The sequence below is a fragment of the Streptomyces sp. LARHCF249 genome, assembly GCF_052871255.1.
Genome location: NZ_JBIXJQ010000003.1, coordinates 299230 through 324292, shown reverse-complemented (window position 1 = coordinate 324292; position 25063 = coordinate 299230). Strand labels below are relative to the sequence as shown.

General features: G+C 74.6%; 20 protein-coding genes and 1 pseudogene. 9 read left to right on the top strand and 12 right to left on the bottom strand.

Features of this window, described 5'->3' with window-relative positions:
- Positions 1 to 59 precede the first annotated feature (59 nt).
- Entirely contained in the window at positions 60 to 1514 is a 1455-nt protein-coding gene (locus tag ACIPUC_RS09895) for a glycosyltransferase family 39 protein (RefSeq protein WP_446588199.1), read from the bottom strand.
- Positions 1515 to 1674: 160 nt separating this feature from the next.
- Between ACIPUC_RS09895 and ACIPUC_RS09890 the strand changes: the two genes are divergently transcribed.
- Positions 1675 to 2964: an ATP-binding protein gene (locus tag ACIPUC_RS09890; RefSeq protein ID WP_446588197.1), complete on the top strand. Its 1290-nt coding sequence runs from the start codon at positions 1675 to 1677 to the stop codon at positions 2962 to 2964.
- A gap of 179 nt (positions 2965 to 3143) precedes the next feature.
- Here ACIPUC_RS09890 and ACIPUC_RS09885 read toward each other — a convergent pair whose 3' ends face one another.
- From ACIPUC_RS09885 to ACIPUC_RS09865, 5 genes are all read right to left on the bottom strand, one after another.
- Positions 3144 to 3722 (bottom strand): hypothetical protein, encoded by a 579-nt coding sequence (locus ACIPUC_RS09885; protein WP_446588195.1) that lies wholly within the window; start codon positions 3720 to 3722, stop codon positions 3144 to 3146.
- Positions 3719 to 5359: a serine/threonine-protein kinase gene (locus tag ACIPUC_RS09880; protein WP_446588193.1), complete on the bottom strand. Its 1641-nt coding sequence runs from the start codon at positions 5357 to 5359 to the stop codon at positions 3719 to 3721. Before ACIPUC_RS09880 ends, ACIPUC_RS09885 begins: the two co-directional genes overlap by 4 nt.
- A gap of 120 nt (positions 5360 to 5479) precedes the next feature.
- A complete protein-coding gene (locus tag ACIPUC_RS09875; protein ID WP_446588191.1) occupies positions 5480 to 6736 on the bottom strand; it encodes a Tm-1-like ATP-binding domain-containing protein in 1257 nt (418 codons plus the stop codon).
- 46 nt (positions 6737 to 6782) lie between these two features.
- Positions 6783 to 7262 carry an NUDIX domain-containing protein gene (locus ACIPUC_RS09870; RefSeq protein ID WP_446588189.1) on the bottom strand — a complete coding sequence of 160 codons (480 nt, stop codon included), beginning with the start codon at positions 7260 to 7262 and terminating at the stop codon, positions 6783 to 6785.
- Between the two features lie 51 nt (positions 7263 to 7313).
- The gene (locus ACIPUC_RS09865; RefSeq protein ID WP_446588187.1) at positions 7314 to 8348 is read right to left on the bottom strand and encodes a cation diffusion facilitator family transporter; all 1035 of its coding nucleotides are present in this window, start codon (positions 8346 to 8348) and stop codon (positions 7314 to 7316) included.
- A 163-nt stretch (positions 8349 to 8511) separates the two neighbouring features.
- On the opposite strand from ACIPUC_RS09865, the gene ACIPUC_RS09860 reads away from it, so the two are divergent.
- Genes ACIPUC_RS09860 through ACIPUC_RS09850 form a run of 3 tightly spaced genes read left to right on the top strand, consistent with a single transcriptional unit; the run spans position 8512 to position 12565 of the window.
- Positions 8512 to 10929: an FHA domain-containing protein gene (locus tag ACIPUC_RS09860; protein WP_446588185.1), complete on the top strand. Its 2418-nt coding sequence runs from the start codon at positions 8512 to 8514 to the stop codon at positions 10927 to 10929.
- Positions 10926 to 11555: a hypothetical protein gene (locus tag ACIPUC_RS09855; protein WP_446588183.1), complete on the top strand. Its 630-nt coding sequence runs from the start codon at positions 10926 to 10928 to the stop codon at positions 11553 to 11555. Before ACIPUC_RS09860 ends, ACIPUC_RS09855 begins: the two co-directional genes overlap by 4 nt.
- On the top strand, positions 11555 to 12565 hold the full coding sequence (locus ACIPUC_RS09850) for a serine/threonine-protein kinase (protein ID WP_446588181.1): 1011 nt from the start codon (positions 11555 to 11557) through the stop codon (positions 12563 to 12565). The genes ACIPUC_RS09855 and ACIPUC_RS09850 overlap by 1 nt, the downstream gene beginning before the upstream one ends.
- Here ACIPUC_RS09850 and ACIPUC_RS09845 read toward each other — a convergent pair.
- Positions 12562 to 13848, bottom strand: a complete 1287-nt coding sequence (locus ACIPUC_RS09845) for a streptophobe family protein (protein WP_446588179.1) — start codon at positions 13846 to 13848, stop codon at positions 12562 to 12564. The genes ACIPUC_RS09850 and ACIPUC_RS09845 overlap by 4 nt on opposite strands.
- A 93-nt stretch (positions 13849 to 13941) precedes the next feature.
- Between ACIPUC_RS09845 and ACIPUC_RS09840 the strand changes: the two are divergent.
- Positions 13942 to 15258: pseudogene (locus ACIPUC_RS09840) on the top strand (DUF6777 domain-containing protein); the annotation flags it as partial.
- A 346-nt stretch (positions 15259 to 15604) separates the two neighbouring features.
- Here the strand turns inward: ACIPUC_RS09840 and ACIPUC_RS09835 are convergent.
- Entirely contained in the window at positions 15605 to 15847 is a 243-nt protein-coding gene (locus ACIPUC_RS09835; RefSeq protein ID WP_446588177.1) for a hypothetical protein, read from the bottom strand.
- Between the two features lie 126 nt (positions 15848 to 15973).
- Between ACIPUC_RS09835 and ACIPUC_RS09830 the strand changes: the two genes are divergently transcribed.
- The 3 genes from ACIPUC_RS09830 to ACIPUC_RS09820 all read left to right on the top strand — a co-directional run bounded on the left by ACIPUC_RS09830 (position 15974) and on the right by ACIPUC_RS09820 (position 20129).
- The gene (locus tag ACIPUC_RS09830; RefSeq protein WP_446588175.1) at positions 15974 to 17140 is read left to right on the top strand and encodes a sensor histidine kinase; all 1167 of its coding nucleotides are present in this window, start codon (positions 15974 to 15976) and stop codon (positions 17138 to 17140) included.
- A 19-nt stretch (positions 17141 to 17159) separates the two neighbouring features.
- Positions 17160 to 17819, top strand: coding sequence for a response regulator transcription factor (locus ACIPUC_RS09825; protein WP_446588173.1), 660 nt, complete (start codon positions 17160 to 17162; stop codon positions 17817 to 17819).
- Between the two features lie 237 nt (positions 17820 to 18056).
- Complete coding sequence (locus ACIPUC_RS09820; protein WP_446588171.1) at positions 18057 to 20129, top strand: SpoIIE family protein phosphatase; 2073 nt, start codon at positions 18057 to 18059, stop codon at positions 20127 to 20129.
- 42 nt (positions 20130 to 20171) lie between these two features.
- On the opposite strand, the gene ACIPUC_RS09815 is transcribed toward ACIPUC_RS09820, so the two are convergent.
- The 3 genes from ACIPUC_RS09815 to modA all read right to left on the bottom strand — a co-directional run bounded on the left by ACIPUC_RS09815 (position 20172) and on the right by modA (position 23959).
- Positions 20172 to 21002 (bottom strand): DUF4328 domain-containing protein, encoded by an 831-nt coding sequence (locus ACIPUC_RS09815; RefSeq protein WP_446588169.1) that lies wholly within the window; start codon positions 21000 to 21002, stop codon positions 20172 to 20174.
- A gap of 107 nt (positions 21003 to 21109) precedes the next feature.
- On the bottom strand, positions 21110 to 23041 hold the full coding sequence (locus tag ACIPUC_RS09810) for an ABC transporter permease (protein ID WP_446588167.1): 1932 nt from the start codon (positions 23039 to 23041) through the stop codon (positions 21110 to 21112).
- Between the two features lie 114 nt (positions 23042 to 23155).
- The gene (gene modA, locus ACIPUC_RS09805) at positions 23156 to 23959 is read right to left on the bottom strand and encodes a molybdate ABC transporter substrate-binding protein (RefSeq protein WP_446588165.1); all 804 of its coding nucleotides are present in this window, start codon (positions 23957 to 23959) and stop codon (positions 23156 to 23158) included.
- 186 nt (positions 23960 to 24145) lie between these two features.
- Between modA and ACIPUC_RS09800 the strand changes: the two genes are divergently transcribed.
- The gene (locus ACIPUC_RS09800) at positions 24146 to 24550 is read left to right on the top strand and encodes an RNA-binding S4 domain-containing protein (RefSeq protein ID WP_446588163.1); all 405 of its coding nucleotides are present in this window, start codon (positions 24146 to 24148) and stop codon (positions 24548 to 24550) included.
- A 72-nt stretch (positions 24551 to 24622) separates the two neighbouring features.
- On the opposite strand, the gene ACIPUC_RS09795 is transcribed toward ACIPUC_RS09800, so the two are convergent.
- Positions 24623 to 25003, bottom strand: coding sequence for a PTS-dependent dihydroxyacetone kinase phosphotransferase subunit DhaM (locus ACIPUC_RS09795; protein WP_446588912.1), 381 nt, complete (start codon positions 25001 to 25003; stop codon positions 24623 to 24625).
- Positions 25004 to 25063: the final 60 nt, after the last annotated feature.

Here is a 25063-nt window from a genome sequence, read left to right as displayed (position 1 = left end):
GAATCCTGTGCAGTACGTGTGACGGACGCATCTGCGGGCGTGTCCTGCCCGGACGAGCCCTACCCGAGGCGCTCGTACACGGTCACCCGGCGGCCCCGGACCTGCCGGTCCTCCACCACCGTGAACCGCTCCCGCAGGACGGCGGCCTTCGCTTTGTCGCGCTCCGCCGACGGCGCCTTCGCGACCTTCGCCGCGTCCGTCACCAGCAGCACCCGCCGCTGCCCGAGCAGCGCCGCGGAGATCCCGGCCGGACCGGCCTCCTCGCCCTTGAGGGTGCCCGAGGCGACGGGGGTCCTCGCCAGGGCGATGTCGGCCAGGCCCGTGAAGGCTGCGGGGGAGACCAGCGCGGTGTCCCGGCGCGCGGCCGGGACGAACAGCACCGCGTCCCCGTCCCGCTTCAGCCGTGCCACCTCCCCGGCCACCGCCAGGACGTCGTCGACCCGGCTCGCCGGAGCGCGCTTGCCCAGCTCCACCGGCAGCAGGGCCAGCGCCGAGACACCCACCACGCCCGGCACGAGCAGGTGGCGGGCCCTGGGGAAGCGGGGCGCGCAGGACCGTACGGCGGCGCCCAGCGCGGCGCCGATCAGCAGCGCCAGACCCAGCATGGAGAACAGCACGTACCGGTCCAGGAACAGCGGCTGGACCAGTGAGATGCCGATCAGCCCCAGTTGGGGCACCGCCAGCAGGGGCAGCCCTACCGCCGCCGCCGACAGCCGCGCCCGGCGGGGCCGGTCCGCCCGTGCGCAGAGGCCGCCGGCCGCCAGGAGGATGCCCGGCCCGATCAGCATGTGCCAGGTCAGCGGCGGTATCCACGACACCTGGTCGGACTGCCCCCGGCTGAACAGGATCAGCGGCAGCGCCCCCGCCACCGCGCCCGCTCCGTACGCCGCCCAGCGCAGCCACACCCCGCGCCCGGCCCGCACCCACCACAGCGTCACGGCGTGGGCGGGCAGGATCAGCAGCGAGAGCCAGTTCAGCAGGGCGCAGACCAGCACGGTGATCCCGTACGCCGTCCAGCGCGGCCAGGCCCGCCGCCGCGGCCCGGTGTCCAGGAGCGACACCAGCAGCAGGGTCGACAGCCCGGCCCCGGCCGCGACCAGCGCGTACGGCCGGCCCTCCTGGAGGTAGAACTGCACGGCCGGCAGCAGCCCGAGGGCGAGTCCGCCGGCCAGCCCCGCCCAGAACCCGGCCAGGCGCCGCCCCATCAGCGCCACGCACGCCGCGGCGGCGGCGACCGCCAGCACGGAGGGCAGCCGAAGGGTCGTCGTGCTCGCCCCGAAGGCCTCGAACAGGCCGTGCATCAGCAGGTAGTACAGGCCGTGCACGGCGTCGACGTTGCCGAGCATGTGCCAGATCTCGCCCGCCGGCCGTCCGGCCACCTGCCAGGTCGCCGCTTCGTCCCGCCACACGCTGTCCTGTCGGGAGAGCCCCCACAGACCGAACGCCAGGGTCCACAGGAACGGGAGGAGCCATAGGAGAAGCCCGCGTCGGGCCGCGGGTATGTGGCAAAGCATGAAGGTGCTGGGTTCCTCGGTCTGGCGTTCGGGCGGAAGGCACCAGTCTATGGACGACACGGACGGTTTCCGGACCGCCTGTTGTGCACGACGGAGCGTGATCGTCCGGCCCTGCCGCCCCTAGCCTCGCCGCAGGAGCACGAACGAGGGGCGGTACCCGGTGAACTGGCTCATCCACGACTACCGCGAGAGCGATCTCGCAGCGGTGGTCCACCTGATCGACACCACGGCCGAACTCGGCCAGGAGTCGGTCTTCTCGCTCGCCGAGTGCATCAGCGCCCTCACCGGCCGGCAGCCCTGCGTGGTCGCCGTCCACCAGGGCGTCCCGATCGGCGCGGCCCTCGCCTGCGTCACCGGGGAGCGCGCCTGGGTGATGCGCATCGCGATCGCCGCGGGATGGCGCGGCCGAGGCCTGGCCAGCGCCCTGCTCGTCGAGCTGGAGCGGCGGCTCATCGCGGCCCGCGTCGGCCGGATCGCGTACGTCCTGCCCGAGGAGGACCTGCTCGGCGAAGGGCTGCTCAACGCCGGATACACCCGTCAGCCCGCCGTCGCCTACTTCGAGAAGACGGAGCCGCTGCACGGACCGGCCGCCGGCCTGCTCGACGATCTCGGCGGCCGCTTCCTGCCCAACGACCTGTGGGCCAAGGTCGCCGGCATGGAGCGGGAGAAGGACCTCATCGAACGGCGCGTGGTGCTGCCGCTCGCCGAACCGGAGCGGGCCGCCGCGCACGGCGTGCGGCCGCCCCGCGCCATCACCCTCTTCGGGCCGCCCGGCACCGGCAAGACCACCTTCGCCCGGGCCATCGCCTCCCGGCTCGGCTGGCCCTTCGTGGAACTGCTGCCCTCCCGGCTCGCCGACGAGGGCAACCTGGCCGCCGCGCTGCGCGACGCCTTCGCCCGGATCGCCGAGCTGGAACGGGTCCTCGTCTTCATCGACGAGGTCGAGGAGATCGCGCCCGTGCGCACCGAGCCCGCGCAGCCCGGCGGGATCCACGGGGTGACGAACGAGCTCCTCAAGCTGATACCGGGGTTCCGTGAGGGCGGCGAGCGGCTGCTGGTCTGCGCCACCAACTCCATCCGCTCCCTCGACCCGGCCTTCCTGCGTCCCGGGCGGTTCGACTACCTGATCCCGATCGGCACCCCTGACGCCGGAGCCCGCGCCGCGATCTGGTCCCGCTACACGGAGGGCCGCGCGGACGTCGACGTGGCCGCGCTGGTGGCGGCCACCGAGCTGTTCACCCCGGCCGACATCGAGCACGCGGCGCGGATCGCGGCGCAGGTGTCCTTCGAGCGGGACCTGGAGGCGGTGGGCGCGCGGGGCGCGGCGGCCGCGCAGCTCGGTGCGACCACGGAGGACTACCTGGCGGCGGTCCGGCAGTGCCGGCCGACGGTGACCCCGGCGATGACGGGCGAGTTCGAGGCGGACATCACCGCCCACGCCCGCTTCTAGGACTCCGTTCCCCGGTTGCGGCGGGGGACGGGACGGCCGAGCCGGCCGGACGTGAAGGGGCCCGCGGCCACTCCCAAAGCGGCCGCGGGCCTCCCGCGCGGATGTGGCATCCGTGCGGGACGGCCACGGCAGCCCTGCCCGAAAGGCCGGGACGAGCAGGGGCCGAACCCCCCGGCCCGCTACCGGGAACAGCTGTACGTGAACTCCACCGCGGCCGTGCGCTGCCCGGGCGACAGGATTTCCAGCTCGGCCTTCGCGGGGTAGGTTCCCGAGCCCTGGAAGGTCCACAGCAGGTGCAGCCGGGCCTCCTGCTGCCCGCGCGGCACCCGCTCGGTCAGTCGCTCGGACCGCGTGCCGTCGTTGCGCATCCACCGGTAGGTGAGGGTCCCGGGGCGCCCGTTGGTCCGTACGACGGCCACCACGTCGGCCGCCGCATCGCAGGCCGGGCCCTGGGGGTCGGTGGTCACGGCCACCTCCCGGACCTCGATGGCGGGCCCGAAGCGCTGCCACCCGAGGTACGCGAGGACCGCGATCAGCACGACCGCGGCGAGGGTGTACCGCCGCCATCCGCCGGATCCGCGGCGCGCCGGCGCCGGCGGGGCGGTCACCGGGAACGGCGCGGGCATCGACGCCGTCACGCCGGGCCCGAACCGCAGGACGGACCCCTCGACCCGGTCGGGCACGGCCTCCTGCGGCTGGGGAGGACCACTGAACCAGTGGCTGCCGAGGACGGTGGCGCTGTAGTCGTCGTCGCTCATCGGATCTGACACCTCGAAAGCCATACCTGGTCGGTCTGGGAGCCGTTGCCGGCGGCCGGCTTGGTGGTGACGCGCACGCCCCAGTAGCAGCCCTGGCCGGAGAAGGTGTGCCTCCTGACGAGCGTCCCGCCGCCCGGCTGGTAGGTCAGGGTGTCCGCGCGGCCGTCCGCCGCGCCGAGCACGCCGGACTGGTTGCCGCTGAACCACTCCACGGTGACCGAGACGGGAGCGGTGCCCTTCGCGTCGATCGAGATGCTCACCTCGCCCACCGTGAAGTCCGCCTGCCGCAGGTCCACCTTGATCGCCCCGACCACCACCGTCGGCCTCGTGGTCGGCGGTGCCGTCGGCGGCTGGGTGGTCGGCGGCGCGGCCGTCGGGCCGATCCCCGTCGGCGAGGCCGTCGGTGAGGAGCCCGGACCGGCCGAAGGCGACGGGGAGGCGGAAGCGGACGGCGAGGCGGAAGCGGAGGGCGATGCGGACGGCGAGGGCGACGGCGACGGCGTAGCCGAAGCCGAAGCCGAAGCCGAAGTGCCCGGCGCGGGCGTCGGGAGGCCGCCGCCCGGAGCCGGGCCGGTCGTCGCGAACGCGGTCACCGCCGCGGACCCGCCCAGCTGCTCACCGGCCGCCTGCGCCGCGAACACGATCATCGCCCCGAGCACCAGGGCCACACCTGCGGCCACGGCGCCGCGCCGGCCCGGCAGCCAGCTGCCCGCCGGCGGCTTCAGGGTGGTCGACGCCAGAGCCGTGGTCCCCGAGGCCGGAGCGCCCGAGGAGGGGAACAGCAGCGGCAGCAGGGCGGCCAGCGCCGCCAGCCTGCGCTGGCCGCGCTCCTCCCAGTCCGGCCCGTAGGCCGCCTGCGCCACGTCCTCCAGCTCCGCGACGAACGCCTCCGCGTTCTCGGGCCGCTGCTCCGGGGCCTTGGCCAGGCCCCGCCGGATCAGCGGGCGGACCGGCTCGGGGGCCTCGGTCTCCGGCACCGGCGCCTCGATGTGCTGGACGGCGAGCTCCGCGAAGTTCTCCCCGTCGTACGGCTTGCGCCCGGTCAGGCACTCGAAGAAGGTCGCGGTCGCCGCGTACACATCGGCCGCGGGCGACGCCGGCCGGCCCTGCCACTGCTCGGGCGCCATGTACGCGGGGGTTCCGGCCACACCGGGCGTGCTGCCGCGGTTCGCCGCGATCCCGAAGTCCACGAGACGTGAGGACCCGTCCGCCGCGACCAGGACGTTCTCCGGCTTGTAGTCGCGGTGGACGACGCCCGCGCGGTGCGCGTCGGCCAGGCCCAGCAGGGAGCCCTTCAGCACCACGAGCGCGGCCTCGGGACCGGTCTGCCCGGACTGCTTGAGCAGGGCGCGCAGGGAGATCCCGTCGACCAGTTCCATCACGATGGCGGCGCCGCCCGGCGCCTCCACGTACTCGTACAGCCGCACCACGTACAGCGAGTCGAGAGCGCCGAGGAGCCGGGCCTCCGCCCGGAACTCCCCCACGAACGCGGGGTCCTCGCGGAGCCGGTCGCTGAGGTACTTCACCGCGACCGCCGTGCCCGTCGCCTGATGGACGGCGAGTACCACGCGACCGCTTGCGCCCGAGCCCAGCTCGCGGACCTCCGCGTAACCGGGCACCGCCCACGCGCTCTTCATCGTCTGCCCCCGTCCATGACGTCCCCGTGCCCCCAGGTTCCGCAGCCGGGTCGTCCGCCGACCGGCCACCCCCAGGGACACGGTTTCCGCCGTGGCTGGTTCCCAGCCGTTCGGGGTGTGTCAGGCGGCGGCCCGCTGCGCGCAGATCATCGCATGAAGTCGGTCGGCCGCCGAACGGCCGAACGCCGGGTCGTTGATGTGGGTGTCGTAGTCGTGCAGGACGGCGGCGCTGCCCCGCAGACCGTTGCGCAGCGCCGCGAACAGGGCCCCGTCCGCGGCGGGGTCGTGGTACGGGCCGCCCGGTGCGCCGAGCGTGGACAGTCCGCGCAAGGGGACGCAGACGGCGGTGGGCCCGGTCGCCGCGCGGAGTTTGCCGGCGACCCGCCGCCCGAGCTCCGCGCACTCGTCCTCGGTCGTACGGATCACCGTGATGGACGGGTTGTGGACGCGGACCCGGCGGTGGCGGACCCGCTCGGGCAGGGTCTCCAGCGGGCCGAACTTGACCATGTCCAGCGCCCCCAGGCTCACCACCTGCGGAATCCCGGCCCGTCCGGCCGCGCTGAGCCGGTCGGGGCCCGCGGTGAGGATGCCGCCGCACAGGTCGTCGGCGAGCTCGCTGAGGGTGAGGTCGAGGACGCCCGCGAAGACGCCCTGGCCCGCCAGCGTCTCCAGAGTGCGGCCGCCGGAGCCGCTGACGTGGAAGACCAGTACCTCGTAGCCCAGTTCGGTCAGCCGCTCGCGGGCCGCGTCCACGCCGATCGTGGTCACGCCCGCCATGCTCGCCGCGACCAGCGGGCGGTCGCCCGCGCCCAGCCGGGGCGGGCGGGGCAGGTCCCCGGAGGCGCGGGCGAAGGCCTTGGCCATCCCGGCGATCGCCTCCACCGCGTTGGCCAGGACGGGCGCCGAGACGCTGTTGATCCCCGCGATGTCCACGACGCTGTACATCATCGTGATGTCCGAGGAGCCCACGTACGGTGTGACATCGCCGGAGGCCATGGACGAGACCATCAGTTTGGGTACGCCCAGCGGCAGGGCGCGCATCGCCCGGGTGGCGATGGAGGTGCCGCCGCTGCCGCCGATCGCGAGGACCCCGTGCAGCCGGCCTTCGGCGTGCAGGCGTAAGAGGGTCGCCTCCGCGCCCCGGGCCATCGTGGTGACGGCCGCGCCCCGGTCGGCGGCCTCACGCAGTTCCGACAGTTCCGTTCCGGCGGCCCGGGCGACCGCCTCGCGCGGCACGTCTGCGGGCACCCGGGGCCCGCCCATCACCCCCGTGTCGACCAGTACCACTTCGACGCCGGCGCGCAGCAGCCTTTCGCGCAGCCAGCCGTACTCCATACCCTTGGTGTCCAGGGTTCCCACCAGCACGACGTTCGTCATGGGTGCAATGTGCACGCAGGTGGGCCCGCTGGCAAGCCGAGGCGTCTCAGCCCTTCAGCGTCTCCAACAGGCGTTCCAGGAAAGGGATCTGAGAGGAGATCAGCTTCTCGCGGGCCGCCGCCGGGGCGAACCACGCCACCCGGTCGAGTTCGGGAAACTCCTGTTCGGTCCCCGAGTGCGGCGGCCATTCCATGGTGAAGGTCCCGGGCACCATCAGCGCCGGGTCGAGGTCCGCCTCCACCGCCCAGATGGTCACCAGCTTTCCGCTGGTCAGCCGCACTTCGCCGAGCGGCAGGTACGGGCCGTCCGGCGGCGGCAGCCCGATCTCCTCGGTGAACTCCCGGCGGGCCGCGTCCCGCGGCGTCTCGTCCGGTTCGTACTCGCCCTTCGGGATGCCCCAGCCCCCGGCGTCCCGCCCGGACCAGAGCGGGCCGCCCATGTGGCCGAGCAGGACCTCGACCGCGGGGGGCGAAGCCTCACCCGTTCGGCGGAACAGGAGCAGTCCGGCACTGCGCTTGTGCGTCATGGGCCCATGTATGCCCCGCGCGCAGAGGGGTCATGGGTCGGTGGCGGGCGCTCAGTGGTCGTGCGGGCCCTGCCGGTGGACCGGGCCGTGCGCGTCCGCGCAGTGCGGATCCCCCGCGTCCTGGCCGGCGCGGCCGACCGTGAGGAGCGAGTCCTGTACGTGGTCCACCTGGAGGGTGGTGTGCGTGATCCCGTACTCCTTGGCCAGCAGCCGCTCCAGGTCCCGGCGCACCGCGTGGCAGTCGCCCGCCGGCTCGACGAGCACGTGCGCGGAGAGGGCCGCCTGCCCGGAGGTGATGGTCCAGATGTGCAGGTCGTGCACCTCGGTGACCGGCGGGTGGCCGACCAGCCGGTCGCCCACGGCGTCCGGGTCCACATGCGCCGGCGCGGCCTCCAGGAAGATCCGGCCGGACTCGCGGACCAGCCCGTAGCCCGCCTTGACCATCAGCACCACCACCACGAGGGTGGCGATCGCGTCGGCCTGCCGGAACCCGGTGGTGAGCACGATCAGACCGGCTGCCGCGGTGCCGATGAACGCGAACAGGTCGTTGAGGATGTGCTGGTAGGCGCCCTCCACGGCGAGAGAGGACCGGTTCGCCCGCGAGATGCACCAGGCCGCGGCGACGTTGACGACGATGCCCGCGAGCGCCGTCACCAGCACCAGCCCGCCCTCCACGGGCGGCGGGTCCATCAGCCTGCGCACCGCCTCGTACGCCAGCCAGACCGCCAGCAGCAGCAGGGTCAGCCCGTTGGCCTGGGCGGAGAGTATCTCCGCCCGCTTGAGGCCGTACGTGAAACCGCCGCGCGCGGGCCGGGCCGCCAGCCGCATCGCGATCAGCGCGAGGACGATCGAGACGGCGTCGGTCAGCATGTGGGCCGCGTCGGAGATCAGGGCCAGCGAGTGGGCCATCACACCGATGACCACCTCGACGGCCATGAACGCGCCGATCAGGCCCAGCGCGATGGCCAGCCAGCGGCGGTCGGCGCCGGCCGCGACGCCGTGGCTGTGCCCGCCGTGGCCGTGGCCGTGGCCCTCGGCGTGCCCGTGGTCGTGGTCGAGCGCATGGTCGTGGTCGTGCCCGCTCATGGCGTCCCCCGTTTGTTCGGTTTCCGTCGCGTGAAGTGAAGCGCACCCCGGCGAGATGGGCAAAGGCTGCAACGGGGACCGTTGTCATTACCCTTAAGAGGCCTCTGACCTGCGGTGATGCCTGGCCGGTGCCGCGGCGTCCGGATCGTGGGAAAATCTGCTCATGGTCCAGCGCCCCAGTGTGCCGACCGCGCCCGAGCTCGTTCTGGAGACCGACCGGGGCTCCACGAGGATGAGCCCCGGCCGGAGCTACCACGTCGGCCGCGACCCCCTCTGCGAGATCTGCCTCGAGGACGCGCGCGTCTCCTGGCACCACGCTGTCCTGCGCCCCGACGGCGACCACTGGACGGTGGAGGACGAGGGCAGCACCAACGGCACGTGGGCCGACGGCCACCGCGTCCACGAGTGGATCGTCGGCCCCGGCAGCGAACTGCGCTTCGGCAGCGCCGACGACGGCCCGCGCGCCGTTCTCGCCGACGTCCCGGCCGTGTCGGCCGACGCCCGGCCGTCCCGCGTCTCGAACCCGGGCATGACCGGCACCTTCCGGCAGCCCACGACGGTACGTCCGCTGCCCGCCCGGGCCGCCGTCCGGATCGGCCGCGCCCCCGACAACGACCTGGTCATCGACGACCTCATCGTCTCCCGCCGCCACGCCGAACTGCGCGCCCTGGCCGACGGCTCCTACGAGATCGCCGACGTGGGCAGCCACAACGGCACCTACCTCAACGGCGCCCGCGTGGAACGGGCCGCGCCCCTCACCGAGGGCGACATCGTCGGCATCGGACGCTCCGCCTTCTGCCTCGTCGGCGACCAGCTCCAGGAGTACGTGGACACGGGCGAGGTCTCCCTCGACGTCCAGGACCTCACCGTCGCCGTCGACCGCGGCCGCAAGACGCTGATGGACGGCGTCTCCTTCCCCGTGGGCGCCAAGTGCCTGCTCGCCGTCGTCGGCCCCAGCGGCGCCGGCAAGTCCACCCTGCTCGGCGCGCTCACGGGCCTGCGCCCCGCCGACCGGGGCACCGTCCTCTACGACGGACGCGACCTCTACCGCGACTACGCCGAGCTGCGCAGCCGCATCGGCCTCGTGCCCCAGGACGACATCCTGCACGCCCAGCTCACCGTCCGCCGCGCCCTCGTGTACGCCGCCGAACTGCGCTTCCCGCAGGACACCGCCAAGGCCGAGCGCGAGGCCCGGGTCGACGAGGTGATGCGTGAGCTCGGCCTCGTCCAGCGGGCCGACCAGCCCATCCACAGCCTCTCCGGCGGCCAGCGCAAGCGGGTCTCCGTCGCCCTCGAACTGCTCACCAAGCCGTCCCTGCTCTTCCTCGACGAACCCACCTCCGGCCTCGACCCCGGCATGGACCGCTCGGTCATGCACATGCTGCGCGGGCTCGCCGACGACGGCCGCACGGTGATCGTGGTCACCCACAGCGTGCTCAGCCTCGACGTCTGCGACCGGCTGCTGTTCCTCGCCCCCGGTGGCCGCGTCGCCTACTTCGGCCCGCCCCAGGACGCCCTGGACTTCTTCGGCTTCGACCAGTGGCCGGAGGCCTTCGAGGCGTTCGAGACACAGCAGGACCGCGACTGGGCGGGGGCCTACCGCGCCTCGCCGGCCCACCGCCGCTACGTCGAGGTCACCGCCCGCCAGCCGCGCCTCGCCGCGGCGGCAGGGGAGGCACGCTCGCCGGCACATGCGGGGGAGGCCGGGGAGGCCGCAGGCCCCTCCCGACCCGCGCCCCTGCCCCCGCCCAAGGCGCAGAGCTGGGGCTCCCAGCTGTCCACCATGATCCGTCGGTACGCCGCCGTGCTCGGCGCCGACCGCACCTTCCTGATCATCATGGTCGCGCTGCCGTTCATGATGGGGGCCATGGCCCGCGCGCTCGCCGGGAGCAGCCTCACCGCCGAGACGGCATTGAACGCCCTGCTCATCCTGACCATCGGCGGAGTGCTCACCGGCGCCGCCAACGCGGTCCGCGAACTCGTCAAGGAACGTGTGATCTACCAGCGCGAACGCGCCGTCGGGCTGTCCCGCTCCGCCTATCTGATGTCCAAGGTGGTGGTGCTCGGCGCGATCACCGTCGGCCAGGCCGTGGTGCTGACCCTCGTGGCGCTCGGCGGAGTGAAACTCAACGCCCCGGACGGCAAGGGCGTCCTCATGCCACCGCTGATCGAGATCACCCTGGCCGTCGCCCTGCTGTCCTTCACCGCGATGATGCTCGGACTGCTGATCTCCGCCCTGGTACGCAAGGAGGAGGTCACCATGCCGCTGCTGGTCCTCCTCGCGATCGTCCAGGTCGTCTTCTGCGGCACCCTGCTGAAGCTCTACGACGTCGCCGTCCTCGAACAGGTGGCGTGGCTCGCGCCCGCCCGGTGGGCGATGGGCGCGATGGGCGGCACCATCGGGCTCGGTGCGATCGTCCCGGGCAGACTCACCCAGGACCCGATCTTCGAGCACGCGGCCGGCGTGTGGCTGCTCAGCATGTGCATGCTGCCGGTCCTGTCCGTGCTGTTCGGCCTCCTGGTGTCCCGGCTGCTGCGCCGGCACGAACCGGCCGTCATGCGGAAGCAGCCGCGGCGATGAGCTTCCCCGAGGGGGTCGGGGACTTCCACCCCACCCACGTGGTGCCGCAGGACGGCCTGCCCGCGTGGGAGAGCCCGGACGTGTCCCGCCCCACCGTGCCCCTCGACGCCTTCCTCCCCGTACAGCTGCTGTCCCGGCGCGGCGACTGGGGCGAGGTCCTGTGCGCCAACGGCTGGTCCGCATGGGTGGACGGGCGGCTGCTGGTCTCCGTACCGCAGCCGCCGCCGACCGCGGAAGGGCGGCCCCCGGGGCGCACCGAGGACCCCCGCCCGCAGCTCGAGCGCAGCGCCGAAGCCCTGGAGCGCTACCGGCAGGCCGTCGCCGAACTCGCCGCGGGGCGTACGGACAGCGAGGCCTTCCGCCGGTCGGTACGGGGACTGCGCGCCGGGATCGTCATCGACGGGGAGTCCGTGTGGCTCTACGACGAGTCGGCCGGACGGTGGATGTACGGCGACGGCACCCGCCTGGTGACCTACGCCGCCGTCGCCGGGCCGGGGGCCTCGCCCGGCGCGGCGGCCCGGGCGCCGTCCGACCCGGTCGCGGACCGGGTCGGCGTGGAGCCCGGGCAGGCCGTGGGGCACGCCCCGACCCGCATCGTCGACAAGCCAGAGCCCGGCGGCGAGTGATGGGGCCGGACCCGGATCCGGTCGGCGGGCGCCCCTCCGACCTGCGCGGGAAGCGCATCGCCGGGTACGTGGTGGAGAGCGAGATCGGGCGCGGCGGGATGGCCGTCGTCTACCGGGCGCACGACCTGAGCCTGGACCGGACGGTGGCGCTCAAGCTACTGGCCCCCGAACTGGCCCGGAACGACACCTTCAGGCAGCGGTTCGCCCATGAGTCGAAGGTGGCCGCGGCCATCGACCACCCGCACATCGTGCCCGTCTTCGAGGCGGGGGAGACGGACGGGCTGCTGTACATCGCGATGCGCTACGTGGCCGGTCAGGACCTGCGGGCGATGCTCAACCGCACCGGGCCGCTGCCGGTGGACACGGCCGCGCGGATCGCGGGGCAGGTCGCCTCGGCGCTGGACGCCGCGCACGACCACGACCTGGTGCACCGGGACGTGAAGCCGGGCAACATCCTGGTCGCGCAGGGCACGGACAGCGAGCATCCCGAACACGTGTACCTCACGGACTTCGGACTGACGAAGAAGTCGCTGTCCCTGACCGGGTTCACGAGCGTGGGGCAGTTCGTCGGAACCCTGGACTACGTGGCGCCGGAGCAGATCTCCGGCAAGCCGGTGGACGGCCGGTGCGACGTGTACAGCCTGGGGTGCGTGGTCTACGAGACCCTCGCCGGAGGCCCGCCGTTCGAGCGGGACGACGACATGGCCCTGCTGTGGGCCCACCAGTACGATCCGCCGCCCGCCCTGACCTCCCGGCGGCCCGGGCTGCCGGCGGCGGTGGACGAGGTCCTGGCGAAGGCACTGGCCAAGTCCCCGGAGGACCGCTGGAGCACCTGCCTGGAATTCACCGGGGCCCTTCGCCGCGCCGGCGCGTCCCGCGTCCAGCCGCCGCCGCGCGCGCCGTCCCCGTCGAGCGCCGTGCCCCCGCCGCCTCCGGCATGGGCGCTTCCGGTGTTCGGACGGACGCCGGAAGACGCCGGAGCACACGTGAAGACACCTGAGGACACCTAAGGGCGCGGGGCCGCGGCGGGTTCCTCCACGCGGCCGAGGTGGTGGAGCGGGCGGGCCAGGAGGCCGCCGAGGAAGCCCGCCACCGCCCCCCAGAGGAGGGCGAGGCCGACCGTGCGCCACAGGACCGGGGTGAGCTCCACGGTGCCGCCGAGACCGTCCGCCCCGCCGATGCCCAGCAGCGACAGGCCGAACTGCGCCTGGACCCGCGCCAGCAGGCAGACCGTCAGGGTCGCCAGGGCCAGGGCCACACCCAGATGCAGGGCGTGCTGCCAGGGGCGGACGTGCGCGGGGGACCGTACGGCCGCCACTACGCCCGTGCCGAGCAGCAGCACGGCGGCCACCGCCACCAGCCACCACGCCCGGGCGTCGCGCTCCGCGAGCGAGGCCGCGTCGACCGTGGACAGGTCGGAGCCGCGCAGGACCTGGTCGAGCAGCTGCGGCATCGGCAGCCCGAAGGGGCCCTCGACCCTGCCCTCCCACGCGCCGCCGAAGCCCAGGGTGAGTGCGAGCCAGGCCAGGTTCGGCAGGCCCAGCAGGATCACGGCCAGGGTCCGGTCGGCGTGGCCCTGGGTGGCGGCCACCACCACGCCGACCCCGATGCCGAGGACGACGTACGCGAGGAGCAGCACGACCGTGGCGAAGGCCGCCGGGCGCACCGCCGCGTGGAAGCGGACCAACCCGGTCGGGAGCGGTGCGCGGCGGGACACGAGCAGGGCGACCAGCAGCAGGCCCAGGATCCACAGCAGTCCGAAGCCGAGCGTGGCGGGCAGGTCCGCCCGGAAGCCCACGGTCGGGGCGGAGTCGAGGAGTTCGCCGATCACCCCGATGGGGGAGTCGCCGGTGGTGAGCCCGAAGGTCTGCCGGGCCAGGAGTGCCGCGCCGGTCAGCGCGAGGAGCCACAGCAGGGTCAACGGAGCAGCCCGGCCGAGGAGTTCGCGGGGCCCGGCCACCGCCCTGTTGTGCAGCGGCCGCAGGAAGCAGTAGCCGGCCATGAGGGCGCCGGCCAGGCTCACCGAGAGCGGGAGCACCGACAGGCTCGCATCCGCCCCCGCCAGGAAGCCTGCGCCCCCCGACACCTCGACCGAACCGCCGGCCGCCATCACGACGACCGCGGCGACCACGCGGGGGAACGCACCGCCCGGCAGATCGCCCGCGCCCGCCAGCGCGAGACCGGCCGCGGCGACCGCGGCCATCACCGCGAAGGCCGCCACTACGGCGAGGAGAGCATCACGCCAGGCTCCCGCGGAGCCCCTGGACGACGGTGATCTCGGTGTCTGGCTCACCCTGCAACCGTGGCACTCTCGGCTTGCGGGCACCACTCGGATGGCGCACACAATGGTCCACAGGGAACTCACTCCTCCTGTGAAGGAGAGCCCGTGACCACGCAACCCTCCGGCCGACCGCCCTCGTCAGAGCGCCCCACCGGGCCGCCATCGGGCCCGCTCTCGGGCGGGCAGCAGGGGCCTCCACCGCCCCCACCCCCGTCGGCGCCGCCCGGTGGCCCGGGCGAGCCCGGCGGCCCGGCCAAAGGCCCGTGGTGGCGATCCGTACCCCGGCTCGCCACCGCGCTCGTAGCGGTCGCGGCGGCCGTCGCCCTGGCCGTGGTGCTGACCCGGCCCAGCGGTACGGCCCAGGCCGGCGAGGTGTTCCTCCAGCCGGTCGCCGCCTCGGGCCCTGACCCGTTCACCGAGTCCTCCGCGGTCAGCGAGGCCACACCGCCGCCGGAGAGCCCGCGCCCGACCGCGACGCCGCCGCCGGGCAGGACGCCGACCGCCCCGGGCACCACCGCCCCCCCGGGCACCCGGACCGTCAGCGGGGCCTCGCCGGGGGTGTACGCGGGCGCCAAGAACGTCGCCAGCTGCGACGTCGAGAAGCAGATCAAGTCGCTGTCCGCGCAACCGGCCAAGAACAGCGCCTTCGCCTCGGCCCTCGGCATCCAGCCGGCGGCCGTCCCCGGATACCTCCGCTCGCTCACCCCTGTGCAGCTGCGGATGGACACCCGGGTCACGAACCACGGCTTCCGGGACGGCAAGGTCAACCCCTACCAGGCCGTGCTGCAGGCCGGGACGGCGGTGCTCGTGGACGACCGAGGGGTGCCGCGGGTGCGGTGCGCTTGCGGGAACCCGCTCGGGCCGCCGGTGGCGCTCCAGGCCAATCCGAAGCGCTTCGGGCAGGTGTGGAACTCGTACCAGCCCGCGCGCGTGGTCGTCATCGCACCGTCGGTGACCATCGTGAACAAGTTCGTGATCTACGACCAGCGTGTCCGGCACTGGTACGAGCGGGACCGCGGCGACCACCACGGCAAGCGGGACAGGCAGGTGCCGCCGCCCGTGATACCGACTCCGCCGATCACGCCGACGCACCAGACGCCGACGCACCCCACGCTGACCGTGACGCCGACGCACCCCACGCTGACCGTGACGCCGACGCACCCCACGCCGACCGTGACGCCGACGTCGCCGACGCCGACCGTGACGCCGACGTCGCCGACGCCGACCGTGACGCCGACACCGACCGTGACGACCACGGAGTCCCCGTCACCGTCCCCCACGGACTCCCCGGCGAAGTCCCCGTCGCCCTCGCCGACGGAGTCACCGTCGCCCACGGAGTCACCGACGCCCTCACCCTCGCCGTCCCCCACGGACTCCCCGGCGAAGTCCCCGTCGCCCTCGCCCACGGAGTCACCGTCGCCGTCGCCCTCGCCGTCGCCCTCGCCTTCCCCCACCGAGGAGGTCGGGCCCGCGACCTCGGTGCCGCCGACCGAGCGGCGTACGCCGCCACAGCGGTCCCTGCCGCCCCCGGCGTCGCCGTCGCCCGAGGTGCAGGTGCCGACGGTGCCGCTCCCGCCGCCGACTGCACAGCCCCCGTCGCCGCCGCCCGCGCCGCCCTCGGGGCCGCTCCCGCAGCCGTCGCCGGAGCTGCCCGTCCCGGAGGTGCCCGCCCCGGAGGTGCCCGCCCCCGGTCCGGCCCAGCCTGAGGAATAGCAGCCCGCCGGGGCCGCCCCCCCACTCGGGGAGGCGGCCCCGGCCTGTGAGCCTCCTACGTACGCCGCCGGCGCCCGGCGAGCGCGTCGCCCGCCGCGCCCACCGCGAGCCCGAGCACCGCCATCAGCACGTAGCCGTAGACCTCGTAGCCCTCGGGCACGAGGAAGCGGACGAAGCCCATGAAGTGGATCCAGCCGAGCCATTCGTGCAGCAGGCCGCTCGCGCCCCCGACGATCAGGATGAAGGAGAGCAGCCCCGACACGGCCGTCACAGGGGATTTCGGTGAGGTTGAGGTCATGCTCCGACGGTAGGCGGGCGGCGCCCGGACGCGGATCGGCCGTTGGGTGTCCGCGGGCGCTACTTAAGTATGCGGTTCGCCGCGCGGGCAGCCGGTCGGCGCCCGGCCCGCGTAGATTTCCGGGACATGCGCCGCATCCACCGCACCCGCCGGGACTGGGCCGCCGACCTGGCCCTGGTCCTCTTCGCCGCCTGTTTCGCGGCCGTCAGCTCGCAGTCCATCCCGGTGGCGGAGAGCATCGGCCCGGCGTGGCGCGCCGCCGACCGGGCGGCCGGCGGACTGGCCTGCGCGGCGGTGCTGCTGCGGCGCCGGTGGCCGGTGCAGCTCGCGGTGGTGCTTCTCCTGGCGGGCACCCAGGCGCACTACCTGACCGGCCCGGCGCTGGTGGCGGTGTTCACGGTGGCCGCGACCCGGCCCTGGCGGGTCACGGCGTGGGTGGCGGCGCTGGCCTTCGCCCCGCTCCCCGTCTTCCTGTGGCAGCTGCCGGACATGCCCGACGAGCGGGCGGGCGCGGCGGTGACGTACTTCGCCCTCATCGCGGGGGCCGTCGGCTGGGGCCTGTTCCGGCGGTCCCGGCAGCAGCTCATCGCCTCGCTGCGGGAACGGGCCGAACTGGCCGAGGCGGACGCGGAGTCACGGGCCGACTGGGTCCGGATGGAGGCGCGTGAGGAGATCGCCCGCGAGATGCACGACGTACTCGGGCACCGGCTGTCGCTGCTGAGCGTGCACGCCGGCGCCCTGGAGTACAACCCGGGCGCACCGCCCGCGGAGATCGCTCGGGCCGCCGGGGTGATCCGGGAGAGCGCGCACCTGGCCCTGCACGACCTGCGGGAGGTGATCGGGGTGCTGCGGTCGGGAACGGGCGCCGACGCCGCGGAGGGTGAGCGCCCGCAACCGGAACTGGCGGACCTCGAACGGCTGGTGGCGGAGGCCCGGGCGGCGGGCGGACGGATCGAGCTGACCGGGCCGCCCGAGGGGCCCGCGCCGCCGCCGCTGGCGGGCCGCACGGCGTACCGGATCGTGCAGGAGGCGCTGACCAACGTGCGCAAGCACGCCCCCGGCGCGACGGTCGACGTGCGGGTGGCCGGAGCCCCGGGGGACCGGTTGACGGTGGCGGTGCACAGCACCCACCCGCCCGGTCCCCTTCCGGGCCCGGATCGGGGTTCCGGCGAGGGCGGCGGCCAGGGGCTGGTCGGACTCGCCGAGCGGGCCCGGCTGGCGGGCGGCGAGCTCACGGCCGGTCCCGCGGACGGCGGCTTCCGGGTGGACGCCTGGCTACCCTGGCAGGACTGAACGCACGGAAGGGGCGCGGGTGGTCCGGGTACTGCTGGTCGACGACGACGCGATCGTCCGGGGCGGGTTGCGCCTGATGCTGGGCGGCGCCCCGGACATCGAGCTCGTAGCGGAGGCCGCGGACGGCGCCGAGGTTCCCGCGCTGGTCGCCTCGTACCGGCCCGACCTGGTGCTGATGGACATCCGGATGCCGGGCGTCGACGGCCTGACCGCCACCGAGGCGCTGCGGTCCCGGCCCGGCGCGCCCGAGGTGCTGGTCCTGACCACCTTCCACACCGACGCGCACGTCCTACGGGCGCTGCGCGCCGGTGCGGCCGGGTTCGTCCTCAAGGACACCCCGCCGCACGAGATCGTGACGGCGATCCGCACGGTGGCCGCCGGGGACCCGGTGCTGTCCCCGGCGGTCACCCGTCGGCTCATCGACCGGGTGGCGGCCGGCACCGGCCGGGAGACGAGGGCGGCCGCCGCCCGGGAACGGCTGGCCCCGCTGGCCGGGCGCGAGCGGGAGGTGGCCCTGGCGGTCGGGCGCGGCCTGTCCAACGCGGAGATCGCGCGGGAACTGCATCTGGCGCTGCCGACCGTGAAGACGCACGTGTCCCGGATCCTGACCCGGCTGCACCTCAACAACCGGGTCCAGATCGCCCTGCTGGTCCACGACGCGACCACGCCGGACGTCTAGGACAGCTCCCGGCCAGGCGTGGCCCGCGGCCACGGCGCAGACCGGCGGCGGTGAGCGCGAGGACGGCGCAGGCGGCGAGTGCGGCGAGGGGCCAGGCCTGCCCCGCTGGGGCGCTTCGGCCCAGCGGGGTGTCCGGCCCGGGTGTCGGGCCGCCGACGCCCCCGCCTGAGCCCTTGCCCGCCACGGGTGTCCCTTCGATATGAGGAGAAAGGTCGCGGACAGTGAGACGCTGGCTGCATGGCCCAGTGGGGACAGAATCCCGAGGTCGACTGGCCCGCGCGGCCGGACACGAGCCTGGCGCTCAACCGCATGGGCACCTTCGACTGGGACCTCGACAGCGGGCGGATGTTCCTCGATCCGACCGCCCTCGAGGTCCTCGACCTGCGCCCGGACGAGTTCGACGGGACCACCGCCGGGCTGCGCCCCCGCATCCCGCCCGCCGACGAGGCCCGGCTCGCGGCCCGCGTCGCAGAGGCCCTCGAGGACGGGCACAGCCACTACGGGGCCTACGTCCGCAGCCGCCGCCGGGACGGAACCCTGGCCTGGCTCCACATCCAGGGGCACATCATGCGGGGCCCGGGCGGACGCCCGTACCGCGTCATCGGGATCCTGCGCGACGCCGCCCGCGACCCCGGCGAGCCCGGCGCGGCCGGGGAGCGGGCCGAGGGACGGCGCCGGATGACCGGCGTCGTCGAGCGGACCACGGCCATCCTCGCCCACGCCCGCACCGTCAACGACGTGACCGACGTGCTCAAGGACCCAGAGGCCCTCGGGCACCTCGGCGCGGTCAGCGTGATGCTGGGCGTGGTGGACGGCGGCCGCATCCACCTGGTCGCGGAGGGGCAGCTGGGCTCGTACGTGCCCGAGATCGAGTACACGCGCATCGACGCGCAGTTCCCGATGAGCGAGGCCGTGCGCACCATGCAGCCGGTCTACCTCGCCTCGCGCGAGGAGTTCCAGCTGGGCTACCCGCAGCTGTGGCCGTACATCGAGCCGCTGGCCGTGCGCAGCGGGGTCTACCTGCCGCTGATCGCCCAGGGGCGGCCCATCGGCGCACTCGGGCTGCTCTACAAGCGGGACGGGGACTTCACCGCCGAGGAGCGGAACGTGCTGATGGCGCTCGGCAGCGGCATCGCGCAGAGCCTCCAGCGCGCGATGCTCTTCGAGCAGGAGCACGACCTCGCGGAGAGCCTCCAGCGGGCCATGCTGCCCCGCCGGATCCCCGAGGTCCCGGGCGCGTTGATCGCCGTACGGTACCGGTCCGCCCGGATGGGGCGGGACATCGGCGGCGACTGGTACGACGTGATCCCGCTCGGCGACGGCCGAGTCGGCGTCATGATCGGCGACGTGGAGGGGCACGACACGGACGCGGCCGCCGTCATGGGCCAGCTGCGCATCGTGCTGCGCGCCTACGTCGTCGAGGGGCACACCCCCGGCACCGCCATGGCGCGGGCCTCGGCCTTCCTGCGCGATCTGCAGGCGGAGCGCTTCGCCACGTGCACGTACGCCGAGGTGGACCTCACCACCGGGATGCTCCGGATGGTCCGCGCCGGCCACCTCGACCCGATGGTGCGGCGCGGGGACGGCAGCTGCCACCGGATCCAGGTGGCCGGCGGCCTTCCGCTCGGCCTGCCGGCCCGCGACCAGTCCGGGACCGGCTCCGGCTACCCGGTCACCAGCCTCGAACTGCACCCCGGCGACACCCTGCTGCTGTGTACGGACGGGCTGGTCGAACGGCCCGGAGCGGACCCCGACACCGGCATGCGGGAGCTCATGGACGCGGTCCGCGGCGGCCCGGTCGACGTGGAGGAACTCGCCGACGTGCTGTGCGACCTGGTCGGCGACTCGGGCGGCGGGGACGACATGGCCCTGCTCGTCCTGCGCCGCCGCGGCACGCCCACCGGGCGCGGCGGCGGCCCGCTGCGCCAGCGGCTGGAGCCCGGCGACCCGGAGGCCCCGGCGCTGGCCCGGCACCTGGTCCGGGCGGCCGCGGCCGCCTGGGGAGCCTGGGACCGGGCCGACGAGATCGAGCTCGCCGCCGACGAGCTGATGACCAATGCCCTGATCCACACGGACGGCGGCGCCGAGGTCGGCATGCGGCTGACGGCGGAGGGCCGGATCCGCATCGAGGTCGAGGACTCCAGCAGCGCCCTGCCCAGGCGCCGCGAGGCGGGGGACTGGGCGGTCTCCGGACGCGGGCTGCTCCTGGTGGACCGGCTCGCGGACGCCTGGGGCGTGGAGCCCCGGGGCGGCGGGAAGCGCGTGTGGTGCGAGTTCGCCGTCACCGCCCCGGAGCCGGCCGCCGGCTGACCGGCCTGACGGCCGGACCGCTGGACATCGGCCTGCTGGACGTCAGCCGGCGGCGTACGGGCCCTGCACGGCCTTGGTGTTCTGCATCGCGGTGAGCTTGCGGACGAAGAGGACGGCCAGCACGGCGGCGGCGATCATGAGCAGGTCGGAGACGATGCCGACGACGGAGGCGTCGCGCACGGCCTCGGGGGTCTCGGCCTGCTTGTACATCTGGGCGAAGACGCGGTCGGTGCAGGCCGCGACGACCCAGACCACCCACCAGGCCGTGAGCGGAGCGGTGGAGACCGGGCGGGAGGAGCCGTCGGGCCCGAGCTGGGTGCTGGCCGCCCAGATCTGCCGCGCGGTCCGGAAGGGGAGGAACAGGTTGCCGATGGGGATGAACCAGGCGCCGATGGCCCAGCCGCGCGCCTGCGTGAAGGCGTCCGGGCGGAAGATCTCGCCGTTGACGCGCACACGGTGGAACCAGACGATGAAGACGGTCGCCGTGCCGAGCAGCGCCAGGAGCTGGAAGCCCCCGGCGAAGGCGGTGAGGACGTCCGACAGGTCGAGCGAGTCGTCCGCGACCTGGTCGGGGTCCGTGATGAGGTCGTTCATCAGCGTCCAGGCGAACAGGTTGGCGCCGGCCGAGAACAGGTTGACCGCGGCCGCGACGGACAGCAGCGCGGTCAGCGCGGTCGCGAGGCCCTGGGGGGAGCGCAGTACGTCGACGGGCGGCGGCGGGCCGGGGTACACGGGCTGCCCGGGGTACGGCTGCCTCGGGTACGGCTCTGCCGGCTGGGTCTGGGCCGGATGGGTCTGCGCCGGGTACGGGCCGGCCGCGGTGTACGGCGGCCGGCCGGCCGGCGGCGGTGAGCCGGGAGCGCTGAAGGACATGACGGTGTACCCCCCACGGGAAACGCGTGACATGCGGATGGCGCCTGCTGACGGGCGCAGGCACCGCTGAACCTATGCCAGCCCGCTGACATGGTCCAAAACGATTCCTACAGGCGTACGAGCGTGACCTCGGTGGCCTTCACGCTGGCCCACACCCGGGCGCCGTCGACGATGCCCAGCTCGGCGGCGGCTTCCGGGGTGATCTCCGCGACCAGGTCCGGCGCCTCGTCCGGGGCGATCAGCACGCGCAGCCGGCTGCCGACCGCCGTGATCTCCCGTACGGTGCCCGGCCAGACGTTGCGGGGGCTGCCGCCCGGGCGGTCCCGGTGCACGGACACCGCCTCCGGGGCGATGATCGCGAGGGCCTGAGCCCCCTCGGGCAGCGCCTCGGCGACGACGAGGCTGCCCCCGGCGGCCAGGGCCAGCCCGTGCGCGGAGGCCGTGCCCGGCCAGGCGTTGCGCCCCAGCATCCGGGCCACCCACGGAGAGCGCGGGTGCCGGGTCACCTCGGAGGGCGGCGCGTCCTGGAGGGTCTGCCCGTCGGCGAGTACGAGGACCCGGTCGGCCAGCGAGACCGCCTCGACGGGATCGTGCGTGACGATGAGGCAGACCCCGCCGAACCCGGCCAGGTGCGTGCGCAGGGTGTGCCGGACGTGGGCCCGCGTCGTCTGGTCGAGGGCGGCGAGCGGTTCGTCCAGCAGCAGGAGCCGGGGGCGGGCCGCCAGCGCGCGGGCGAGGGCGACCCGCTGGGCCTGGCCGCCGGAGAGCTGCGCGGGCCTGCGCGCGGCGAGGTGCCCGACGCCGAGCCGGTCCAGCCACGCCTGGGCCTCGCGACGGGCGCCGGCCCGCCCCACCCCGCGGGCGCGCAGCCCGTACGCGGTGTTGGCCAGGGCGCTCAGGTGCGGGAACAGTGCGCCGTCCTGCGGGACCCAGGCGACCTGCCGCCGGTGCGGGGGCAGGGCCGTGACGTCCGCGCCCCCCAGCCTGAGGTCGGCGTGGGCGCGCGGGGTCAGGCCGAGGAGGGCGCGCAGCAGGGTCGTCTTGCCGGCGCCGTTCTCGCCGACGACGGCGATGGTGGTGCCCGGTTCCGCGTCGAGGGTGAGCCGGTTGAAACCGGTGACGGTGGCGTGCAGCGACCAGTGCCCGGCCCCGGCCGGTACGGCCCCCACCGGTTCACCGGCGGGCGCGGGCGCGGGTACGGACGGCTCCTCGGCCCCCGGCGCAGCGGCGGGCCTGCGGGGGACGGGAGCGCCCGTCCAGCGGCCGCGCAGTGCGATCAGTACGGCCATGGCGATCGCCAGCAGCAGCAGGGAGACGGAGGTCGCCGCCTCGGGCTGGTCCTGGAGCAGCAGGTACACCTGGAGCGGCAGCGTCTGGGTGGTGCCGGGCAGGTTCCCGGCGAAGGTGATGGTCGCGCCGAACTCGCCGAGCGCGCGGGCCCAGGTGAGCGCGGCGCCGGCGATCAGGCCGGGGGCCACCATCGGCAGGGTCACGGTGAAGAACACCCGCACGGGCGGGGCGCCGAGCGAGGCGGCCGTCTCCTCGTAGCTCTGCCGGAGCCCGCCCAGGGCGCCCTCCAGGCTGATGACGAGGAACGGCATCGCCACGAACGTCGCCGCGACGACGGCGCCCGACGTGTGGAAGGGCAGGGTGAGCCCGAAGGCGTCCTCCAGCCAGGGCCCCAGCAGGCCGCGCCGGCCGAAGCCGAGCAGCAGGGCCACACCGCCGACGGTCGGCGGCAGCACCATCGGCAGCAGCACCAGCGAGCGGACGAGGGCCTTGCCCTTGAACTCCACGCGGGCCAGCAGCCAGGCGAGCGGCACGCCGAGGAGCAGCGAGAGGCCGAGGGCCCAGAAGGACACGACGAGCGAGAGGTTCAGCGCCTCGACCACGCCGGGGCTGCCCAGGTGGGCGCCGAGCTCGCCCCACTGGGTGCGGGTGAGGATGCCGATCAGCGGCAGCAGCAGGAACGCGACGGCGAGCAGCGCGGGCAGCGCGAGGGTCACGGGGGGCCGGGTGCGGGTGCGGGGTCTGCTCATGGGGTGTTCCTGGCTCGGGGGCGGCTGCGGGAAGCGTACGGGGCCGGCCGGCGGCGGGCGGCGATGGCAAGGAGGGCCTGCCGCCCGCTTGCGCACACCGCCCGTCCGCGCGGATCAGGCCTGCTGGAAGCCCGCATCCTTGAGGATCTTCTGCGCCTCCGGGGTGCTCAGCCAGGCCACGAACGCGGCAGCGGCGCCGGGGTTCTTGGACTGCCTCAGCGTGGCGGCGGGGTAGGAGGCGACCGCGTTCTGGGCGTCGGGGATGTCCACGGCGACGACCTTGTCACCCGACTTGGCGGAGTCGGTCCTGTAGACGAGCCCGGCGTCGGCCTCGCCCAGCTCGACCTTGCTGAGCACGGCGCGGACATTGGGCTCGTGGGAGACCGGCTTCACCGTGACGCCCTGCTTGTCCAGGATCTCCTTGCTGTAGCGGCCCACGGGGACCTCGGGCGCGGCGAGCACGACCTTGACCTTGGTGTCGGCGAGGTCCTCGAGGGCGGCGATCTTGAACGGGTTGCCCTTGCCGGTCGCGATGACGAGGCGGTTCTTGGCGATGACCCTTGCGTCACCCGTCTCGCCCTTGAGCCCGTCCATGGTCTTCGTGTCGGCGGTGACCAGGGCGTCGGCCGGCGCGCCCTGCTTGACCTGCGCCGCGAGCTCCTGCGAACCGGCGAACGAGAAGGTCACCTTCGTACCGGGGTGGGCCTTCTCGTACGCGGCGCCCGCCGTCTTGAAGACGTCCGTGAGGGAGGAGGCGGCGAGGACGGTGAGGTTCGCGGCCTTGGGCGCGGCGGAGCCGGAGCCGGACGCGGCGGCGGGAGCGGTGCCGCCGCCGCCGTTGCCGCACGCGGCCAGCGGGAGGAGCAGGGCGGCGGTCAGCGCTGCGGCGGCACGGCGCCGGCTCAGGGTCGCGGGCATGGGTCGGTGCTCCTCGGTCGGGTCGGCGGCCGGCCTTGCGCCGGGACACTGCATGTGCGACAAGGTAGGGGCATCTGTGGCGCATTTGCAATTGTCTTGGGGTCATCTACATGGCAGGTGCGTACCCCTTGTGATATCCGCCGAAAGTCCTTCGGCTATCCCGCGCCGCCTCGCTAGAGTCGGTGCATGGCTCATGAGGCAACGGGAACGGCAACGGGCGCGGACACGGGATCCGTGCGGGTGGACGCGTGGATCTGGTCCGTGCGCCTGACGAAGACCCGCTCGACGGCGGCGACCGCCTGCCGGGCGGGTCACGTGAAGGTCAACGGGGAACGCGCCAAGCCGGCGCAGCCCGTGCGCGCGGGTGACGAGGTACGGCTCTTCCACGCCGGGCGGGAGCGGATCGTGGTGGTCCGCCGGCCGGTGTCCAAGCGGGTGGGCGCTCCGGTCGCGGCCGAGTGCCTGATCGACAAGAGCCCGCCGCCGCCGAGCCCCGTCGAGGCCGCGGTGGTGGGCATCCGCGACCGCGGCGCCGGCCGCCCGACGAAGCGCGAGCGCCGGGAGATCGAGACCCTCCGCGGCCGCCCGTAGCCTCCGGCGGGGCCGGGAGGCGCGAGCGCCGACCGGACCCCGGCCGGGGTTCCGGGGCTGCCGGCGCAGGGATCACGCCTTGCGGTACGTGTACGCCTCGCCCGCGGTCGATTCGACCTGCGGCAGGGCGGCGCCGGCGGAGGCGGCGACCACCGCCGCCACCGCGCCCTCCAGGAACGGCGCGTCCACCAGCCGGGACCCCGGCGGGAGTTGGCCCTCCGCCAGCAGTGACTTCACCGTGAGAACGGAGCTGCCCAGGTCCGCCAGCAGGGCGACACCGGCGCCCCGGTCCACCTCCCGGGCGGCCGTGAGGATGCGCTCCGCGCTCGTGCCGAGGCCGCCTTCGGCCGTGCCGCCCGCCGTGGCCACCGGCGCCATCGGCCCGCCCGCCGCCAGGCCCCGGGCGAGCTCCGCCACCGAGTCGGCGACGAGCGCGCTGTGCGAGACCAGCACGATGCCGACCAGGCCGTCTCCCGTGTCCGCGGGATCCGGCCCGGCGGCGGCCGCCGCCAC

Coding starts and splice junctions, on each gene's coding strand:
- modA (WP_446588165.1), bottom strand. CDS start 23,959: ATGCCCGCGACCCTGAGCCGGCGCCGTGCCGCCGCAGCGCTGACCGCC.
- ACIPUC_RS09810 (WP_446588167.1), bottom strand. CDS start 23,041: ATGAGCAGACCCCGCACCCGCACCCGGCCCCCCGTGACCCTCGCGCTG.
- ACIPUC_RS09895 (WP_446588199.1), bottom strand. CDS start 1,514: ATGCTTTGCCACATACCCGCGGCCCGACGCGGGCTTCTCCTATGGCTC.
- ACIPUC_RS09855 (WP_446588183.1), top strand. CDS start 10,926: ATGAGCTTCCCCGAGGGGGTCGGGGACTTCCACCCCACCCACGTGGTG.
- ACIPUC_RS09885 (WP_446588195.1), bottom strand. CDS start 3,722: ATGAGCGACGACGACTACAGCGCCACCGTCCTCGGCAGCCACTGGTTC.
- ACIPUC_RS09860 (WP_446588185.1), top strand. CDS start 8,512: ATGGTCCAGCGCCCCAGTGTGCCGACCGCGCCCGAGCTCGTTCTGGAG.
- ACIPUC_RS09800 (WP_446588163.1), top strand. CDS start 24,146: ATGGCTCATGAGGCAACGGGAACGGCAACGGGCGCGGACACGGGATCC.
- ACIPUC_RS09830 (WP_446588175.1), top strand. CDS start 15,974: ATGCGCCGCATCCACCGCACCCGCCGGGACTGGGCCGCCGACCTGGCC.
- ACIPUC_RS09850 (WP_446588181.1), top strand. CDS start 11,555: ATGGGGCCGGACCCGGATCCGGTCGGCGGGCGCCCCTCCGACCTGCGC.
- ACIPUC_RS09820 (WP_446588171.1), top strand. CDS start 18,057: ATGGCCCAGTGGGGACAGAATCCCGAGGTCGACTGGCCCGCGCGGCCG.
- ACIPUC_RS09870 (WP_446588189.1), bottom strand. CDS start 7,262: ATGACGCACAAGCGCAGTGCCGGACTGCTCCTGTTCCGCCGAACGGGT.
- ACIPUC_RS09835 (WP_446588177.1), bottom strand. CDS start 15,847: ATGACCTCAACCTCACCGAAATCCCCTGTGACGGCCGTGTCGGGGCTG.
- ACIPUC_RS09880 (WP_446588193.1), bottom strand. CDS start 5,359: ATGAAGAGCGCGTGGGCGGTGCCCGGTTACGCGGAGGTCCGCGAGCTG.
- ACIPUC_RS09865 (WP_446588187.1), bottom strand. CDS start 8,348: ATGAGCGGGCACGACCACGACCATGCGCTCGACCACGACCACGGGCAC.
- ACIPUC_RS09815 (WP_446588169.1), bottom strand. CDS start 21,002: ATGTCCTTCAGCGCTCCCGGCTCACCGCCGCCGGCCGGCCGGCCGCCG.
- ACIPUC_RS09875 (WP_446588191.1), bottom strand. CDS start 6,736: ATGACGAACGTCGTGCTGGTGGGAACCCTGGACACCAAGGGTATGGAG.